The following is a 19,427-nucleotide window of genomic DNA, read 5'->3' as shown; positions in this document are numbered from 1 at the left end:
AGCAAATAGGGAGTATCATAAATCTCGCACACAATAGGGTCAAAAAGTGCAAGAACGAAATTGCATTAGCATTGACAGGAGACTGGCGTGAAGAGTATATATTTGAACTTAAACAAAGTTATGAGCTCTATCAATATCTTCAGAAAAAAATTCAAGAATGCGATGTTGAGATAAAAAACAACTTGAACAAAGAATCGAGGAAAATGAGAGAAAAGATGGCGAAGCGAGACCTTACTACCCTTCTGCTAAAAAGTTGACGCTTACCAAAAATGAAATAAATATTGATTTAGCTCAATTAAGCTATCAAATGAGTGCCGGAGTGGATCTTTCAAAGATAGAAGGGATTGGAAAGGGAACCATATTAACCATTCTATCAGAAGTCGGAACAGACTTAAGTTCGTTTCCTACGGCTAAACACTTTACGAGTTGGCTTCACCTGGCACCCAACAACAAGAAAACTGGAGGCAAAATAATTTCTAAAAGAACTCAGTCGGGTAAAAATAAGCTGGCAGATGCGCTCCGACATGCCGCAAACTCAATTGGCAATAAAAAGGAGGGGTATCTAAATTATTTTTTTAAACGAATCGCTTTAAGAAACGGTAGAGTTGCTGCAATTACAGCTACAGCCAGAAAGCTAGCAGTCATTATTTATAACATGTTAACAAAAAAGCAAGCATATCTTCCAGTTGAGAAGACGCTCTATTTAGAAACACTACGAAAAAATCAGATATCAGTGCCAGTGAGTTTGTTTTTCAATAAGTTACTTAACAGTATATTAATGTTGGTTATATAGAAATTTGGGGATAGAATTAAAGCCTTCGGCAACTCGTTTTAGGGGTCGCACTCGAGGCTTTCAGCCTCTGAGCACGAACCCTAAAAGGAGTGATGTGACACAGTTCAGTTTACACTACCTTTAATTTGCAATACCCCCCTAATTCGAGCACTTTTTGCAATCGAAAAAAAACACCCCAAAAGCTATCATCAAGCTTTTGGGGTGTCGTAGATTAATTTACTATATATTATGCTTAGTTAAATTTAAATTTAACACCAAACTGCATATAATAAGTTGAAGAGATCGATTCGTTCGGTCGATTCAACTCTTTTATTACATCGCCATTTGCATAGCCCAAGTTAAATGTTGGAACTGTAGTGCCATTTGCTGCTACTTTATCAATATTTTTTGGAGTCAATAAAATATTGTTATTAATTTTATAAGTACCCCAAGAAGAATTAAATAGGTTACCAATATTCATCACATCCCAGAAGAATTCTAATGAATTATTTCCGCCACCGATTCCTCTAAATACTTCTTGTGACAAATGGAAGTCAAACTGGTGTCTCCATGGTGCAACAGCGCCATTACGTTCAACATACTTTCCTTTGTGCTCGCTAAGGTACTTATCGCCATCCACTAAGCTCCAAAATATGTCGGATTGCTCCTGCGCAGTGTATGCTTTCTTACCATAGTTACTGTTACCAGCCGCTATATCAATAAATTTCAATTCTGAAGCATCTTTCGGGATGTAGATTAAGTCATTATTTTGACCATCACGATTAAAATCAGAACCATAATAGTAAGAGAATCTACCCATTGAGCTTCCACTATAGAATAATGTCATCGAAGTGTTCAATTTACCAATCCAATTGTTGGTGTAAGTCACAGATCCCATTAAACGATGAGGAACAATATTGGTAGTATATCCCAGTTCGGGATTATTGGAGTTACCGTTTGCTTGAAGAGGAATAGACCATAGGTTTTGAATTTGATCTCCAGCTCCATCACCGTAATTTTTAGCTCCACTATAAGTGTATGCAACCATTCCGGAAAATCCTTTATCGAAGCCTTTTTGCAATTGAGCAGTTACCGAATAATAATGTCCACCTTTCGCATTGGTCATGTACGTTGGAATAAATTGTCCTGTAGATCCTTTAACAGGTTGTCCTTTTGAGTCAATTGTATATAGGTATTTATCTGCGTTTGCATTCGGGAAAATAAATCTAGTATCTCCATATCCAGCGATATTCATTGCCGTCGGATCAACCAAGTTTACATTTTTTGCAACTACAGCATTAATATCTTTATTATAGATAGCCTCTACTGTACCCACTACTCCCCAAGGTAACTTGTAATCAACAGCTACACTTGATTTCCAAGTTGAAGGAAATTTAAGGTTAACATCCATCGCTGACATATTTCCGGGCAATGAAGTTCCTGCTGCATCAGGCGTGGCAGGGTAGTTTGCTTTAATATCTGGGCTAAATGATGGCATATTTGCATCGCCAGCAGCATAAGTCTTTGTATATTGAAGCATACCAGAATCTCCTGATTGAGCAACGATCCAAACAAAAGGAATTCGACCAGTAAATACTCCTGTACCTCCACGAACAATAAATGAACGATCACCATTAACATCATAATTAAATCCAAAACGCGGAGATACCATTACTCTTGTTTTAGGCATCGCACCTGTATTTAGATGAAGTCCGTTAGCAAATTCTAAGCTCTGCAACAGTGGATGAGTTTTCATTTCCGATACATCAGGATATGTTGGAAGCTCTAAGCGGATCCCCCCTGTCAATTTCAATTTTTCATTTACTGTAAACTGATCTTGCAGATAAAGTGACCATTGGTTAAACTTGAAGCTTGGCATAGCCTGTGAGCCATCTGCCGTCAACGGATAAGTCAGCGCATAGTTTACAGCAGGTTTGCCACCAGTAAAATCTTCCCAAGAGTTATACATATAGTAACCAGCACCAAAACGTTGGAATCCGTTTACAGTACGCGATGTCTCAAACTGAAGACCTCCAGTAAAGTAATGATCGTTCAAGGTATAGTTAGCGTCATAATTTGCAGTCCAAGTTTTGACCGAGCGAAGATTTCCGTACGTAAACGGATCTGTTCCAAAAGAGGTAAGTATATTACCACCAGTACCAGCAATACCATCACGTATATCTACTAAAGGAAATACACTTCCCGAGACACTTCTAGGCTCATCTTGGTTCACATAAGAGAGACGAGCAGAATGATTCAAATTACCAATCTTTCCATTATATTCGGCTGTCGCGGAATATAAGTTTGTTTCTTGAAAATAATTCGAGTTTTGAAAACTTAAAGCATTATTTCCAGTTCTACTCATTGGATACACTTTTGTATCAATATTAGAACCACTAAATGAAGAACTCAAATTAGAAGGAGATTTCCCTTTAACTTGGTTGTATCTAAAATTGATTTTGTGATTATCAGCAATGTTCCAGTCGATACGAGCAAAAATCTTATCATTATTACTTTTCGAAGAATATCCTTGGTAAGCACCAGGATCATAACCGTAAGTATTTTTCAAATAATTGCTCACTTCATCCATAAAAGCAACTGTAGGTCTTGCAAAATAACTTGTAGTTCCATAGTCTGATTCTTTTACAGAAGCAACTTTGGTCGGCCCTGGTTCAGTTTGCTTCAATTGTTCAACATTCACAAAGAAGAATAACTTGTTTTTAATAATTGGACCACCTAAACTTACACCATACTGTTTTACACTTAGATCATTAGGTGTAAACACCACATCATTTACACGAGTTCCTTGTTGTTTATCAGAACGACCACTATAAAAAGCTGAGCCAAAGAAATCGTTACGACCAGAACGTGTTACAGCATTAATAGACGCTCCTGTAAAACCTGATTGGCGAACATCAAAAGGAGTTACATTCACTGAGATCTGCTCTATCGCGTCAATAGAAATTGGAGATCCATTTGCTGGAATATTTTGGCCAATACCAAATTGGTTATTGAAATTCGCTCCGTCAACAGTGAAATTATTGGCACGGTAATTTCCCCCACCAATAGCAGTCCCATTAGCCTGCGGAGTTAAACGGGTTAAATCATTTACACTTCTAGTAATTGTAGGCAAATTTTCGATCTGACGACGCCCAACAATGGTAGATGCTCCATTTCGCTCTCCTTTTAAAACTCCAGCTCTTGTAACAACTACTTCTTCAAGATTAGTCGCTGAATCGCCGAAAACAGGATTTACCACGAAAGGTTCACCTAATTGTAAATAAACATCTTCATACACGATAGGTTGTTGTCCTACATAGGTTACTTCAATTCTGTAAGGTCCACCAACACGCATATTGGCAAGGTTAAACCTGCCTGCAGCATTAGCCGAGCTTGAATAAACTGTTCCTGATGGGACATGCGTAGCTTTAATTGTTGCTCCCGATGTGAACTGTCCATTAGCCTCTTTTACAATACCTGTAACGCTACTTGTTGTAACCTGAGCTTGTACAGCACCATAGCTGGCCATAACAAGAGCGAAAAAGAGTAAAGATCTTTTCATATAATGTGATTTGTTAAAAAATGTTAAGCAAAATTACTAAGAGATTTGAAATTACAAAGGACTTAATATAAACTTAACACACTAAACCACACCCTTTTCATGAAATCCACACCAAAAATCAGACATCAACCTATAATTTATCACGACAAAAAACGTTGTAAGATGTTTTAAACCAGCATTTACATTCTAATTATCGGATCAAAAATAGTTTTCCACATCAATTCTGGATTTTTTTTTTGTAACAACATTCTTCCAATCGGAATTTAACTTTTTGAAAATTTTTAACTAATTTCCTGTCAATCGAGACTTTTATTAAACAACTCAGTTTCTTGTCGAATTTGAGCCACTGTAACTTATTCTGACCAAAAAAATCTAAACGATTCTATAGGCCTGATGGTTTATATAAAAAATGTTTCAAAAGCCAAGAACTTTTCAGAAATTCGCACACCTAATAATTTATGCTTCATGGAAGACGGTATTCAAAATTCTTCTTTTCAAGAACCTGCAGACATTAAATTGTCTCCGGCAGGACTCTCCTTCTTGGCTTCAGCGGCCAAATGGGCCAATTTTTTGGCCATTGTCTGTTTTATTTTCATCGGCATTTCTGCCATAACCATGGTCAGCCTAATCTTCGGAGCCAGTGCATTATCACTCGGGGCCGACGAATATGTCACAGCAGGGGCCTTATCCACATTCGGTGTACTTTATCTTTTATTTCTTGCTTTTTTCTGCCTTCCAATTTATTTCCTTTATAATTTCGGATCAAAAGCAAAGAAAGCTATTGAAAACCGCGACACCATTCAGCTGGAGCTCTGCTTGGATGCGTTAAAAAAACATTACAAATTTATTGGCATCATGGTCATCATTACCATAGCCTTTAATTTTATGGGATTGGTTATCGGTGTAGTGCTCGGCGTTAGCGATGCGCTAGCCGGGGTGTAACTTGATCAAAATATATTGCAAAAAAAAGAGGGATCTGCTCACGCAAATTCCTCTTTTCGTATCCTATCAATCGTTTATTTTTTATAATATTTCATTGCGTTTGGAATCAATTTCTGAATATCCGCAATCCGTCGCTCATCACTCGGGTGGGTACTCAAAAACTCAGGCTGCCCTTTTTGACTACCCGATGCCATACGCTTCCAGAAATCTACAGCTTCATTGGGATTGTAACCCGCCAAAGCCATAATAATCAAACCCGCTGCATCCGCATCCGATTCGTCGCTTCTCGAAAATTTCAGTTGCGCCAAGTTGCCTCCTAATCCATACAGATTATTAAAAACACCAAGCGTACTGTTTCCAGATACGCCTGCAGCTGAACCTAAAATTTGTCCACCCAGCTGTAAAGCGATCTGATTCGAAGCCTGAGCCACAGAGTGTTCTTCAATAGCGTGTGCTATCTCGTGTCCCATTACTGTTGCCAATCCCGCTTCTGTACGTGTTACTGGTAATATTCCGGTATATACCGCAACTTTACCCCCAGGCATACACCATGCATTCACGTCATCACTCTTCACCAGATTAAACTCCCAATTGAAGTTAAATTGATTTGCGCGACCTGTACTCTGCAAATACTGATTTACCGCCGTTGCAAGCTTGTTACCAACACGTTTTACCATCGCCGCATCTGCAGTTCCGGTTACTACTTTCGCGCTATTTTTCGATAAAAAATCTTTATAAGCCAATGCAGCTTGTTGGTTCACTTGATCAGCACTCACTAATTTTAAATATTTTTTGCCGGTAACAGCTGAAGTTGCACAGCCTGACAGCCCCGATGCCAGTGTTACGCATGCTAATACGATAGCCGAATACTTTAACATTCCGTTCATATGTCTATATTTTTCTTTCCATGGTCATATGGAATATCCAAACGTTGTTCATCGCGTTTCCGCTCTTCCCATATGGATATTTCACAATAATTATTAAATCGTACTTAGCAAATACAATTATTGTGCCTATTCTTTTTCCTTCGCTTTTTTCTTAAAAAGGTAGATCTTGGACTCGTGCCCCTTTAACAGACGCTCTATATTCTTTTGGTGGGTAATTAACAACAGGATACAGATGGCTATTCCGTAAAGCAGCACAGAAGGTATCGTTGTTTTAAAAATAAAGGCCAAACTAAAAGGAAATGCAAAACCTGCAGAAATGGAACCGAGCGAAACATAATGAGTTGTCAGCAGGATGATGATAAACACTGAAACACAGACCAAAGCGGCAGGTGTATGTATAGCGAGGATCATACCACACAGGGTTGCCACCCCTTTTCCACCTCGAAACCCTGCAAATACAGGAAACAAATGTCCTAATACCGCAATAACGCCAAGTGCCAACTGAAAGTTGACAAATTGGACATCGCTGGTATTTTGCCCCAGTTCTATTAAATAAGCCAGGTTTGTTGCTGTCCAGCCTTTAAATATATCTACAAACATCACGATCGATCCCGCTTTAGGGCCCAATACGCGAAAGGTGTTAGTCGCCCCAGCATTACCGCTACCATACTCACGAACATCTACCCCATAAAATGCCTGTCCCAACCAAACTGCTGTAGGTATGGAACCAAACAAATAAGCTAGTAATACTGCAGTTACTAAATAAATCGATATCATTAATTAAATCAGTTCTTATATTAATTTGGCTTTCAGACTAAGATCCAAGCTCTTTACACTATGTGTTAAAGCGCCTACTGAAATATAATCTACCCCAGCCTCCGCATACGATCGGATCGTGTCGAAAGTTATTCCCCCAGAGGCCTCTGTCTTGAATCGATGGTCAATTAGCTGAACAGCTTTGGCTACATCCTGCGGCGAAAAATTATCTAACATGATTCGGTCCACTTCGCCAAAGTTAAGAACTTCATCAAGCTCCGCAAAATTTCGGACTTCAATTTCTATTTCTATTGGTTTATTTAGGTTCTTTCTGTAATCATTTGCACGTTTTAGCGCCGGCACAATACCACCACTATAGTCCACATGATTGTCCTTAATTAAAATCATATCAAAAAGACCAAAACGATGATTGGTTCCACCTCCTATACGAACGGCCTCTTTCTCCAATACACGCAATAAGGGTGTGGTTTTCCGTGTATCCAAAACTTTCGTATCTGTACCTTTGAGAAGGTCTACATATTTTCGGGTAGTTGTCGCAATGCCGCTCATACGCTGCATGACATTCAGCACCAAACGCTCTGCCAGCAAAATACTTTGGATATTTCCCCTCACATAAAAAGCAATATCACCTACTTTAACCTGACTTCCATCCTGGATAAACACCTCACAGGCCAACGTATCGCCAATATAAGCAATAATCGCCTGTGCGACTTCAACCCCTGCTAAAATACCATTATCCTTAACAATCAATTTGGCTTCACCTTGCGCCCCAGCCTCAATCGTAGAAAGTGAGGTATGATCACCATCGCCCAAATCTTCCGCGACAGCCTGTTTTACAAACTGGGCCAGATAGTCCTTGATTTCCTTCTCCATAAATACTATTTATTGGGCTAAGATGTGGAATAATTTTTTAATCGAAAAATAGATTTATAAAAAAAGCATCGCTAGCTTTAATTTTTGTCGATTCTTAGCTCTTCAATCGAATGGTTATTATTTCCTACGCCGATCTTAATAAAGACACGATAGTTTGTTTGTTCTGTAGCTAATGTAAATGTAAAATATTGATAGCCATTGTTCGCATTGCTGGCTTGCGTCAATTTAACAGTCTTGGGTTTATGCTGATTAAAAAATGCCGCCAACATGATTTCTGACTGATACTTTGTGTATACGCCATTCTCCCCCAAAATAGATAAGGTTAAGTTTGAGCCGAAATACTTGGCCATATTTTTTGCATTACCTTCTTTCAAATACGATTTCAGTTCCTCTGAAATACTTCCTAAAGAATCATCATCACCTGGCAAAGCTACCTTTACCACTGTATTTACTTCTCTTAAATAATGCCCGAAGGCCGCAGTGTGTACAAAAAGACTATTAATAAGTATAAATGCGCAATAGCTTAAAAATTTCATATAGCTCAACATATTATAGAACAGCTTCTATCATCCATATCAATCATTAGGTAGCTCCGTTTTTTTACCGAACATAAATTATGCCACAAACCTATAAAATTATTAGGGATTAACAAGGGAACTTTTTAAGATGCGTTGATAGATTCTAAAATTAAGATTATCTTTGTTATACGATGAATAAGAAAAAAGTTGCACTCATGATCCTAGACGGACTAGGATATGGAAAACATGATAAATCAAATGCAGTTGAAGCTGCAAACACACCATTTTTAGATCATTTATTAGAAGCTTATCCAAACTCGAGCTTAGAGGCTTCGGGTGAAGCTGTAGGCTTACCTGCCGGACAGATGGGTAACTCGGAGGTTGGTCACATGAATCTTGGCGCCGGAAGAATCGTCTATCAAGAATTGGGTCGTATTCACAAAGCTGTCAATGACGGTGTATTCAATTCGGACCCTATTATTCAAGACGCATTTAAATATGCATTGGAAAATAACAAAAAGGTACATTTAATCGGATTACTTTCTGATGGTGGTGTACACGCACATACAAAGCACTTAAAAGGCTTATGTGATGCTGCAAAACAGGCCGGCTTGACAAGTGACCAAGTTTTTATACATGCATTTTTAGATGGCCGTGATACGGATCCAAACTCCGGCATTGGTTATGTTAGAGACTTACAAGACTATTTAAAGACGACAACAGGTACTTTTGCCTCTGCAATAGGCCGATATTATGCAATGGACCGCGACAACAGATGGGAACGTGTAAAATTAGCATACGATCTTTTGGTAAAAGCGGAAGGTGAAAAATCCAATGACCTTGTTGCATCGATCCAAAAATCATACGACGAAGGTGTAACCGATGAATTTGTGAAACCAATTGCATTGGTAGATGCAAACGGTGCGCCAGTGGCAACAATCCAAGAAGGTGATGTTGTATTCTGTTACAACTTCAGAACAGATCGTGGCCGCGAGATTACAATTGCATTGACACAAAAGGCATTTCCAGAATATGATCTACAACCATTAGATCTATATTATGTGACAATGACCTCTTACGATGAAACATTCCAAAATGTCAGAGTGGTATTCCAAAAAGATAACTTGACCAATACCTTGGGTGAAGTGTTGGAAGCAAATCATAAAACACAAACGCGTATTGCCGAAACAGAGAAATATCCGCACGTGACATTTTTCTTTTCAGGAGGTCGTGAACAACAGTTTGAAGGTGAAAACCGCTTGTTGGTTCCATCACCAAAAGTAGCGACCTACGATCTTCAACCAGAGATGTCTGCTAAAGGAATTACAGAAGCTATCGTCAACGATATGGAGACCCTTCAACCAGATTTTATCTGTCTGAATTTTGCAAACCCAGACATGGTAGGTCACACAGGTGTTTTTGACGCTGTCATAAAAGCGGTAGAAACTGTTGATCAATGTACAAAAACGGTTGTTGAAACAGGCCTTAAAAATGGTTACTCCTTTATTATTTTGGCCGATCATGGTAACTCCGAGTTTATGGTCAATGAAGATGGATCACCAAATACGGCACACACAACCAATTTGGTTCCGTGTATCTTAATTGACGATCAGTATAAGAAAATAGCAGATGGTAAATTAGGTGATATTGCCCCAACCGTCTTACAGCTTTTAGGCGTCAATATCCCCGTTGAAATGACAGGAAATGTATTGGTATCAGAATAATAATTTACTTATAAATAGTGGCAGAGCACTTTCCCTTGTTATGGGCAGTGCGCTGCTTTTTTGGAGCTGTGGATCTCCATCCGCGACAAAAGGTCCTCAAAAATCTTCAGACATATTTTCTGTTGATTCATTCTTTACTGCCGAGGTCAATCGCCTGCAGCAACTCAACCCCTCGGTTCTAAAATCTGTCAACAAAGATGGAGAAAAAGAACAAAAGGAACTGAAAATTAGCAACTGGAAAAATGAACTTTCCGCCTTTCAAGCTGCCGACATCAGCAAAAACTTCGATCCATCACTGTATGAAGTTAAAGCTGTAGACTGTGTAACAGAATTTACAGCTAAAAAGAAAGAACTACAAATACAAAAGTTACGCATCGAGTTTGATAACAACGAAAAGGTAAAACACATCCATATCGATAAAAAGATAACAAATACCTTATACGATAGTCAAGAAAAATTAGACTATTATACGGACTCGCTTTATCGCATTGTCAAATTTCAAGATGTCCAAGGCTTGGATGCCAATCAATATGAAATTGAAGGCAAGTTTATTCCTTCCAAAAAATAAACAACCTTATCGATCATATGCAAAGTGTCTATCTAATCTTTGGATAGACACTTTTTTTTGTTCCGATGGGTATCCCCTATCACATCCTTTCGATAATCGGTTCAAAATAATAAATGCAACACAATTGCTTTGTATTATATTTTCCTTACCTTTGATCTGATTAACAAAATAACTCAACGGATAAATGGGTTTAAACGTAGTGATTTCAGCGTGAAAGATATCTCATTGAACAAATTCGCAGCATTCATGCTCTTAATGACCTTCTTAATTGGTCAGTTCATTGTGTATACCCATGCGCATCCGCAAACTGCACTCAGTATCGTAGACAGTCCTGCAAAAAAACACCATGGAGACCATCCGAAGTGTTCCATCTGTGACCAAAATTCACATCCACAAATTCTTTTCCATTTTACGCTGCACGAATTAATACTTCCGACACAGCAGGTTGAATTTGGCCTGTTTATCACCGGAGATCAAATTATTCGATCACTGCTTTCTGGCAATCGTGGTCCCCCCATCGCTTAATTTTTACATAAGTCCGATAATGTCACTCCTATATTCTTCTCATTATTGCGACAAACGACTTCATAAAAGTTTTTAGAACTAGACAATCTCAAGAATTCATACGATGAGTTATTGGGTTTCTATTATCCTTGATGTTATATATACGTAAAAATTATTCGTACAGATGAAACTTAAAATTATAGGCTGCATTTTTATGCTTGTCTCCTATTTCTCCATATTTCCGGCCCTTGCCGCAACAATCAGCGGTAAAGTAACGGATGCAAAAACAAATCTTCCCATTGCCGGTGCTACAATATCTCTGCAACAGCTTCGTTCGAGCACTGCATCAGACCAACAAGGTCGTTATAGCTTTAAATCACTTCCTTCAAGTGGACGCTACCTAGTTGAGGTCCGTTTCTTGGGCTATCAGTCCGTTGTCAAGACCGTCGATTTAACTTCAGAAAATCTTTCCCTTGATTTCGCCCTAACCGAAAGTATTATTGAAACCAATGAAGTCGTCGTTACAGGTACATTGGTTACTTCACAGAGCCGGCGCAACAGTACTTCGGTTGCTGTAATCTCCAAAGATGAATTACAGGGAAATGCGACGAATCTTATTGATGCGCTTGCCCGACAAGTTCCCGGACTAAGCCAGATCACAACGGGACAAGGCATTTCAAAACCTGTTATACGGGGTCTTGGCTATAATCGTGTCGTCACGGTAAGTGATGGTGTCAAACAGATGGGACAGCAATGGGGAGACGAACATGGTATTGAAATCGACCAAAATCAACCGGATCGTGTGGAGGTCCTACGCGGTGCCGCTTCCTTGATGTACGGATCTGATGCTATTGGCGGTGTAATCAATGTGCTTGAACCAAATGTTCCTACAGCTGGGCAAATTAAAGGTGAAGTATTGAGCAGCTACTCCACCAACAACGGACTAACCAATAGTTCGGTTATGCTTACCGGTAATGAAAATGGCTTCGTATGGCGTGGGCGTAGTTCTTATCAAAATGCCTATTCGTATAATACACCCGCAGGCCGATATGGCAATAGTGGTTTTAATACCAGTAATTTCAGTGGTATGCTCGGGCTAAACAAACAATGGGGCTACTCTCATCTGAATTTTTCATACCTGAAAAATAATATCGGCTTTTACGACGCCGAACCTGGTGACCCGCTTTACATAAACTCAAAAAGCCGGACCTTAGATTTCCCTAAACAGGATATCCGCCATTACAAACTGGCCCTCAACAATAACTTTGTCATCGGTTCGGGTAGTTTAAAACTTGATCTGGGCTATCAAAAAAATCAACGTCGGGAGCTCGAAGAAGCAACACCTTCTTTATTCTTTGATTTGAATACATATTCACTTGACGCAAAATATTCGTTGAGTGAAAAAAATGGTTGGCAACATGTCTTTGGTATTAGTGCTAGCCAGGAACACAGTTTAAATAAAGGTGTTGAATTCTTAATTCCGGCCTATGATCAGTTGGAATTGGGCGCTTTTGGCTATGCAAAGAAAACCTGGGGCGAAAACACCTTTAACGTTGGATTACGCTATGACTACGTCAACAACAAAGGCAAGCAGCTCTTTATTGAAGACGAAGAGCAGTTCGCTGGCTTTAAAAATAGTTTCAGCAATGTTAGCGGAGCACTTGGATATACCCATATTTTCAGCGAAGACCTCAATTTCAAAGCAAATGCGGGTTCGGCATTTAGAGCCCCTAATCCCGCTGAACTCGGCTCAAACGGGGTGCACGAAGGGACTTACCGCTATGAAGTGGGAAATGAAAACCTGAAACCTGAACGAAGCTACCAAGCGGATGCAACGCTGGAGTTTGGACATAGCATCGTCACAGGAAGTATCGGAATCTATGAAAATTATATCCACAACTTTATCTATGCCTCAACAACAAAAGGCGATACCAAAACTGTGGTGGGTGAAGATGGCGATTCGCATACCTACGACGTATATCGCTATGGCCAGGTCAACGCCAATCTTTATGGTGTCGAAGGAAGCCTAAATTTTCATTTGTTGAACTGGATACACCTGGATAATACATTTAGCTATACCCATGCACAGAACAATACATTTAACAGACCGCTTGCATTGATTCCAGCTGGTGTTGTTCACAATACATTGCGACTTGAGCCTAAGATTAACGGTTTGAATGCTTTCTACGTTTCTGTGGGTCTGGACAATTATTTCAAACAGAACCGCATTGATGAAACCTTCGAAACCCCAGCAAACTCGTATTCCTTATTGAACGCAGGGATCGGTACAACATTACATCTCGGATCGCAACAGCTCAAAGTATTTGCAGCAGCTTCAAACTTGACCAACAAACGTTATTACGATGCACTGAGCCGATTGCGCCCAGGACGTCTTTCACAGGAAGACACGAGCTTTGGTGTCTATAACATGGGGAGAAACATCACCTTCGGTGTGTATATGCCATTGCGCATAAAGTAAATTTAGCTTAGCACAAACGAGTCGATTAAGATTAGTACACAGTAAAATAGAAAAAGGCGGGATCTACGATCCCGCCTTTTTCTGTTTTACAATTATTTGGGATCATCTGCTGTTGCTTCTCTTGCCAAAGTCACTTCGTCGGGCATGGCTTCCAACGAGGAATCCAACGCGAACAAGGATTCATCTGATGCGCGGTCACCACCGGCGATTTTCAATTTATCCATCAATTCCAATGCTAACTTCTCTTCCTCGATTTGCTCCTTAACAAACCACTGCGCAAAGTTCCATGTTGCCCAGTCCTTTTCCGCCAACGCCAAATTGACGATGTTATAGATCGCTTCAGTATTATCTACTTCGTGTTTAAAAACGCGATTAAAGCATTCGGTCAATGATTGTGGGTCAGCTGGCGGCTCTGCGATAGCTTGTATCCTAGGACGACCACCCCGTTCAAGTATATACCCCATAATCTTAGTCATGTGATTACGCTCTTCCTGGGCATGTCTATACAGAAAATTGGCGATTCCGCCATAACCCTGATCATCTGCCCATACCCCCAACGCCAAATAAATCTGTGCAGCCTCAGCCTCTTTTGTCATCTGACTGATTAAAATTTCCTGCATTTCCTTTGACAATCGATTCGTTTCCATAATATTCATTTTGATTTAGGAAAAGAACAGTTTCAGTGCTTATTTCGTTTGAAATTTATCGAGGAAAAACTGCCGAAACTCACCCCTCTAAATGAAACTGGATCTCATTTGTGACCAACCGTTACATTCCTATAAGTACATTTCAACCGGCACAAATCAATAGTTACAAAATCAATAGGTACAAAATCAATAGGTACAAAATTAATAAGCACAAAAAAAAGGGAATACCATTGGCATTCCCTTTTTCTATGCTTTTATAGCGATACTATTTCAAGTTATCTCTATATACTTTCGCTTTTTTGATTTCAGTTTGAATATCTTTCTTCGATGCATCAAAGCTCAACACTTTTTCATAATCCTTGATTGCATTGTTATAAGCGTCAGTTGCCATTGCCTTATTGTAGTTCGGCGTACCCGCTGTTCCGATCAAGATACCTAAATCACGATTCGCAATCGCTCTATTTTGATAGAATTTCGAATCAGTAGGCGTAATGGCAATCGCTTTTGAATAATCCTCAATAGCAACTTTCAACAACTGTTCTTTGTTGGCAACAGATGTTTTGTTTGTGGATTGAGTAGCAAGGTTGTTTGTTGCTTTCGCTTTGAAGTATAAAGCATTTGCATTTTTACCGTTCAATGCAACTACTTTCCCAAAAGTCTCCGCTGATTTTTTATAGTCACCATTTTGAAATTGAGAATATCCCAACATGTATAATACATCCGGATCTTTCCCTTCCTGAGGTAGGGCTTTTGTCAAGTATGACTCGGCATTCTTGAAATCACCATCCAAAAGAGCTTTCTGCCCCATTCTCACATTAGCGTTGCTATGCTCAGCCTGTTTTGGTTGTTGTGCATTCGCGCTAAAAGCAACTAAGGCAAAAACCCCAGTAAACAAACCCAATTTAAATGATTTTAAATTCATATCTAACTAGTTACGTTTTTATATTCACTCTTTAATGATCACGTGTGATCGTTTCTACATTTTTGAAAAAACCGCCGATTGATTTCTTTAAACGCAAGAACTGCCATCGGTGCCCTTTCACATTCCAATATTACAATTATTATGCCTATTTTTCCAACAAATGGCAGATAAATTTTATTTAACCTGCCTTTTTTTCCTATTCTAGAAAATAGATTTGTAATTTTGCTCACTTTTAGCAATTGGCACTTCCCTTGCAATATAGGGGAAACAATAATAGAAGCTTAAAATTTGAAAGTCAGCCGTCAACATGTCAGCGACTGCCAAATACACAAAATAAATACTATGAGCAAATTCGAAACTTTTGATTTCAGTCAAGCAATTCCAATCGTTGCAGAGGATACCGAATTCTTCCCTTTACTTACACAAGAGGATGAAGATAATATGGCGAATGCTGAAATTCCAGAAGCATTGTCTATTTTGCCTTTACGTAATACCGTATTATTTCCCGGTGTTGTCATTCCGATTACCGTAGGTCGAGATAAATCCATCAAATTAGTCAAAGAAGCCTATAAAGGCAGTAAAACTATTGGTGTTGTTTCTCAGAAGGATATGACTGTAGAGGACCCAGGATTTGAAGAACTAAATAAAGTGGGCACTGTAGCTCATATCATTAAAGTACTCCAAATGCCTGACGGTAATACCACCGTCATTATCCAGGGAAAACAACGGTTCAACTTGTTGGAAATTGTCGAAACCGAACCTTATTTAAAGGCGCGTGTGGAGAAATTCAACGAAGCGAAACCGAAGATGACCAAGCACTTTAAAGCGACAATTTCTACCTTAAAAGAAATGGCGCTGCAGATCATCCAGCTTTCGCCAAACTTACCTAGTGAAGCTGGTATTGCCATCAAAAATATTGAAAGCCCCTCGTTTCTGATCAACTTCATTTCGTCGAATATCAATGTCGAAATGATCAGAAAACAGGAACTGCTTCAGATACCCAAAGTGGAGAACCGGGCCAAACTTTTACTGGAGCTGTTGACCACTGAAATCCAGATGTTGGAACTAAAGCACCAGATTCAGAATAAAGTACGTGTCGACCTTGACAAACAACAACGTGACTATTTCCTGAACCAACAGCTCAAAACAATCCAGGAAGAGCTGGGTGGAAACACCCCCGATCTTGAGCTGGAAGAGCTTAAAAAACGGGGTAAGAAAAAGAAATGGAATGTTGATGTAGAAAAACATTTCACAAAAGAACTCGAAAAGCTATCGCGTATCAATCCTGCGGCTGCAGATTATTCGGTACAGCTCAATTACCTTGAGCTACTACTTGATCTACCCTGGAATGAAACAACAAAAGACAATTTTGATTTAAACAAAGCACAAAAAGTGCTCGATAAAGATCATTATGGGCTTGAGAAAGTAAAAAAACGTATCATTGAATACCTTGCGGTATTGAAATTAAAAAATGATATGAAAGCACCTATTCTTTGTTTAGTAGGCCCTCCTGGAGTCGGTAAAACCTCTTTGGGAAGATCTATTGCCAAAGCATTGGGGCGTAAATATACCCGTATGGCCTTGGGTGGTGTACGCGATGAAGCAGAAATCAGAGGACACCGTAAAACTTATATCGGCGCAATGCCGGGCCGTATCATACAGTCACTGAAAAAAGCAGGAGCAGCAAATCCGGTTTTTATTTTGGACGAAATCGATAAAATGAGCGCGGACTTCAAAGGAGATCCTTCGTCGGCCTTATTGGAAGTATTGGATCCGGAACAAAATACACATTTCTATGATCATTATGTCGAAATGGAGTTTGACCTTTCCAAAGTAATGTTTATTGCGACGGCCAATTCCTTGAGTGCTATTCAACCTGCGTTATTGGATCGGATGGAAATTATCGAAGTGAATGGTTATACCATCGAGGAGAAAATCGAAATCGCGAAAAAGCACCTTTTGCCAAAACAACGCGAAATGCATGGAATGGCGGCCAAAGATGTCTCGTTAAAAGCTAAGATCATCGAACAGATTATCGAGGATTACACACGTGAATCTGGTGTGCGTGGATTAGAAAAAAAGATCGGCTCTGTCGTACGTGGTATTGCAACACGCATTGTCATGGAAAAGGATTACAGTCCGAGTATTAACGAACAGGATCTGCTTGATATCCTAGGTGCTCCAATATTTGATAAGGACATTTATGAAAATAACAATGTTGCCGGTGTCGTAACGGGTTTGGCCTGGACTTCCGTAGGTGGCGATATCCTATTTATAGAATCTTCGCTGAGCCCTGGAAAAGGACGTTTGAGCCTGACAGGTAATTTGGGTGATGTCATGAAAGAATCTGCGTCGATTGCACTAGCCTACCTGAAAGCCCATGCTTCGGATTTTGGCATTAACTACCGCGTTTTCGACCATTGGGATATCCATATCCACGTTCCTGCGGGTGCTATTCCAAAAGATGGTCCTTCAGCTGGTATAACAATGCTTACCGCACTGACATCGCTATTTACTCAACGTAAAGTGAAGGAAAAATTAGCCATGACAGGTGAAATTACCTTACGTGGAAAAGTATTGCCTGTTGGCGGTATTAAGGAGAAAATCCTTGCCGCAAAACGTGCGAACATCAAAGATATTATCCTTTGTAAATCCAATGAAAAAGACATCTTGGAAATCAAGGAAGATTATATCAAAGACATGCAATTCCACTATGTGACTGAAATGTCCCAGGTGATCAAGCTCGCGCTATTGGAAGAAAAAGTAATGGGTGCCATCGATCTGGCTCAAGATATAGAAAATACAAAAAAAGAGAATTAACAGATACCGAAGGGTTTTGAATTAAAGGTGCTATCCAAAGAATTTGGATAGCACCTTTGTTATACAATCTATACCTATTCCCCTCACCGATTATACGCGTTTAGATCCCAGCTTTTCATGCAAAAGATCCTCGTCCAAACTATTTTCATATTTTGAAATAACCAGCGTTGCCGCTGAATTTCCGATCAAATTGGTTATCGCTCTTGCTTCACTCATAAAACGATCCACACCAAAGATCAAAGCGACAGATTCTACCGGTACATGGCCAACCACAGGCAAAGTCGCGGCAAGGGTAACGAAACCACTTCCTGTTACGCCCGCAGCCCCTTTGGAGGTCAATAGCAATACCAGCAATAAGGTAATCTCCTGCTCCAGGCTGAGATGCATATTGAGGGCCTGCGAAATAAAGACCGCTGCCATCGTCAAATAGATACTTGTCCCATCGAGATTGAAAGAATAACCCGTGGGGATAACTAAGCCCACAACAGGCTTGGCACAGCCCGCATCTTCCATCTTCTGCATAATGCCCGGCAAAGCCGACTCAGAAGAGGAGGTCCCCAATACAATCAGAATTTCTTCCTTGATGTATTTTAAAAACTTAAAAACATTCACCTTGAGATAAAAATACAATACCGCTCCAATCACGATGACCACGAAAATAAAACAGGTTAGGTAGAAGCTCAACATCAACATACAGAGTTTGGATAAGGCCTGGATCCCAAACTTACCGATCGTAAAACCCATTGCTCCCATTGCACCGATTGGCGCCAGGTACATGATCATTTTGATAATGGAGAAGAGAACCTTCAGAAAAGATTGCAATACATGGAGGACCGGCTCGGAAGCTTTCTGCCCGATTTTTGTCATACCGATCCCAAATAGTACGGCAAAAACGAGTACCTGCAACATGTTGTCCGAAGCTACCGCAGCAATCACATTATCTGGAATGATCCCGATGATAAAATCCATAAAACCATGTGGTTTCTTGGATTCTGAGATGTAATGGGATATCGAAGATACATCAAGGCTCGCTGGATCGGCGTTCATCCCGGTACCCGGCTGTATCCAATTAACAAAGACCAGACCGATAATCAGGGCAATCGTGGTCATGATCTCGAAATAGATAATGGAAGTCAAGCCGATTTTTCCCACTTTTTTCGTATCCTGCATTCCAGCTATACCGATCACAATGGAACTAAAAATCAATGGCGCAATAACCATCTTGATCAGTTTAATAAAAGCGTCTCCCAATGGTTTTAGCTTGACAGCGAAGTCAGGGTAATAGATACCACAGATGATCCCCACAAGTATCCCAACGATGACTTGAAAATAGAGACTCTTAAAAATATGCTTCATGATCGGTTTATTTACGGACAGCAATTTCCCTTGCTTTAATTGGTTTTTTAATTTAGGATATTGACACTAATTGGTA

At 39.7% G+C, this 19,427-nt stretch carries 15 protein-coding genes and 1 pseudogene; 8 read left to right on the top strand and 8 right to left on the bottom strand.

Annotation, left to right across the window (positions count from 1 at the left end; genetic code table 11):
* Together B4Z47_RS19375 and B4Z47_RS19370 are read left to right on the top strand one after the other, a co-directional pair.
* A pseudogene (locus B4Z47_RS19375) lies at positions 1-257 on the top strand (hypothetical protein); the annotation flags it as partial.
* Positions 254-793, top strand: coding sequence for a transposase (locus tag B4Z47_RS19370; RefSeq protein WP_070563643.1), 540 nt, complete (start codon positions 254-256; stop codon positions 791-793). The pseudogene B4Z47_RS19375 and the gene B4Z47_RS19370, both read left to right, overlap by 4 nt.
* Before the next feature lie 232 nt (positions 794-1,025).
* Here B4Z47_RS19370 and B4Z47_RS19365 read toward each other — a convergent pair whose 3' ends face one another.
* On the bottom strand, positions 1,026-4,334 hold the full coding sequence (locus B4Z47_RS19365) for a TonB-dependent receptor (RefSeq protein ID WP_286727739.1): 3,309 nt from the start codon (positions 4,332-4,334) through the stop codon (positions 1,026-1,028).
* 465 nt (positions 4,335-4,799) lie between these two features.
* Between B4Z47_RS19365 and B4Z47_RS19360 the strand changes: the two genes are divergently transcribed.
* On the top strand, positions 4,800-5,276 hold the full coding sequence (locus B4Z47_RS19360; protein WP_070563649.1) for a hypothetical protein: 477 nt from the start codon (positions 4,800-4,802) through the stop codon (positions 5,274-5,276).
* Between the two features lie 74 nt (positions 5,277-5,350).
* Here B4Z47_RS19360 and B4Z47_RS19355 read toward each other — a convergent pair whose 3' ends face one another.
* The 4 genes from B4Z47_RS19355 to B4Z47_RS19340 all read right to left on the bottom strand — a co-directional run bounded on the left by B4Z47_RS19355 (position 5,351) and on the right by B4Z47_RS19340 (position 8,349).
* The gene (locus tag B4Z47_RS19355) at positions 5,351-6,163 is read right to left on the bottom strand and encodes a M48 family metallopeptidase (protein WP_070563652.1); all 813 of its coding nucleotides are present in this window, start codon (positions 6,161-6,163) and stop codon (positions 5,351-5,353) included.
* A gap of 126 nt (positions 6,164-6,289) precedes the next feature.
* Entirely contained in the window at positions 6,290-6,940 is a 651-nt protein-coding gene (plsY, locus tag B4Z47_RS19350; RefSeq protein WP_046674998.1) for a glycerol-3-phosphate 1-O-acyltransferase PlsY, read from the bottom strand.
* 15 nt (positions 6,941-6,955) lie between these two features.
* Complete coding sequence (gene nadC, locus B4Z47_RS19345; protein ID WP_070563656.1) at positions 6,956-7,813, bottom strand: carboxylating nicotinate-nucleotide diphosphorylase; 858 nt, start codon at positions 7,811-7,813, stop codon at positions 6,956-6,958.
* Positions 7,814-7,890: 77 nt separating this feature from the next.
* Positions 7,891-8,349 carry a DUF4783 domain-containing protein gene (locus tag B4Z47_RS19340; RefSeq protein WP_157698559.1) on the bottom strand — a complete coding sequence of 153 codons (459 nt, stop codon included), beginning with the start codon at positions 8,347-8,349 and terminating at the stop codon, positions 7,891-7,893.
* A 173-nt stretch (positions 8,350-8,522) separates the two neighbouring features.
* Between B4Z47_RS19340 and gpmI the strand changes: the two genes are divergently transcribed.
* The 4 genes from gpmI (at position 8,523) to B4Z47_RS19320 (ending at position 13,606) form a co-directional block, all read left to right on the top strand.
* Complete coding sequence (gene gpmI / locus B4Z47_RS19335) at positions 8,523-10,055, top strand: 2,3-bisphosphoglycerate-independent phosphoglycerate mutase (RefSeq protein WP_153845177.1); 1,533 nt, start codon at positions 8,523-8,525, stop codon at positions 10,053-10,055.
* Positions 10,036-10,623, top strand: coding sequence for a hypothetical protein (locus B4Z47_RS19330; RefSeq protein WP_115047437.1), 588 nt, complete (start codon positions 10,036-10,038; stop codon positions 10,621-10,623). Before gpmI ends, B4Z47_RS19330 begins: the two co-directional genes overlap by 20 nt.
* A gap of 210 nt (positions 10,624-10,833) precedes the next feature.
* Complete coding sequence (locus B4Z47_RS19325) at positions 10,834-11,148, top strand: hypothetical protein (protein WP_159333236.1); 315 nt, start codon at positions 10,834-10,836, stop codon at positions 11,146-11,148.
* A 163-nt stretch (positions 11,149-11,311) separates the two neighbouring features.
* A complete protein-coding gene (locus tag B4Z47_RS19320; protein WP_286727738.1) occupies positions 11,312-13,606 on the top strand; it encodes a TonB-dependent receptor in 2,295 nt (764 codons plus the stop codon).
* Positions 13,607-13,698: 92 nt separating this feature from the next.
* Here B4Z47_RS19320 and B4Z47_RS19315 read toward each other — a convergent pair whose 3' ends face one another.
* Both B4Z47_RS19315 and B4Z47_RS19310 read right to left on the bottom strand, forming a co-directional pair.
* Positions 13,699-14,253 carry a ferritin gene (locus B4Z47_RS19315; protein ID WP_286727737.1) on the bottom strand — a complete coding sequence of 185 codons (555 nt, stop codon included), beginning with the start codon at positions 14,251-14,253 and terminating at the stop codon, positions 13,699-13,701.
* A 265-nt stretch (positions 14,254-14,518) separates the two neighbouring features.
* On the bottom strand, positions 14,519-15,175 hold the full coding sequence (locus B4Z47_RS19310) for a tetratricopeptide repeat protein (RefSeq protein WP_112375771.1): 657 nt from the start codon (positions 15,173-15,175) through the stop codon (positions 14,519-14,521).
* Positions 15,176-15,517: 342 nt separating this feature from the next.
* Here B4Z47_RS19310 and lon point away from each other — a divergent pair, with 342 nt between their 5' ends.
* A complete protein-coding gene (gene lon, locus B4Z47_RS19305; RefSeq protein WP_286727736.1) occupies positions 15,518-17,995 on the top strand; it encodes an endopeptidase La in 2,478 nt (825 codons plus the stop codon).
* A 90-nt stretch (positions 17,996-18,085) separates the two neighbouring features.
* Here lon and dctA read toward each other — a convergent pair whose 3' ends face one another.
* On the bottom strand, positions 18,086-19,351 hold the full coding sequence (gene dctA, locus B4Z47_RS19300) for a C4-dicarboxylate transporter DctA (protein WP_286727735.1): 1,266 nt from the start codon (positions 19,349-19,351) through the stop codon (positions 18,086-18,088).
* Positions 19,352-19,427: the final 76 nt, after the last annotated feature.

The sequence above is a fragment of the Sphingobacterium sp. UBA2610 genome, from assembly GCF_002339225.1.
GTDB lineage: Bacteria > Bacteroidota > Bacteroidia > Sphingobacteriales > Sphingobacteriaceae > Sphingobacterium > Sphingobacterium multivorum.
Note: the sequence above shows the minus strand (reverse complement) of the source record. Positions and strands in the feature narration are given on the sequence as shown.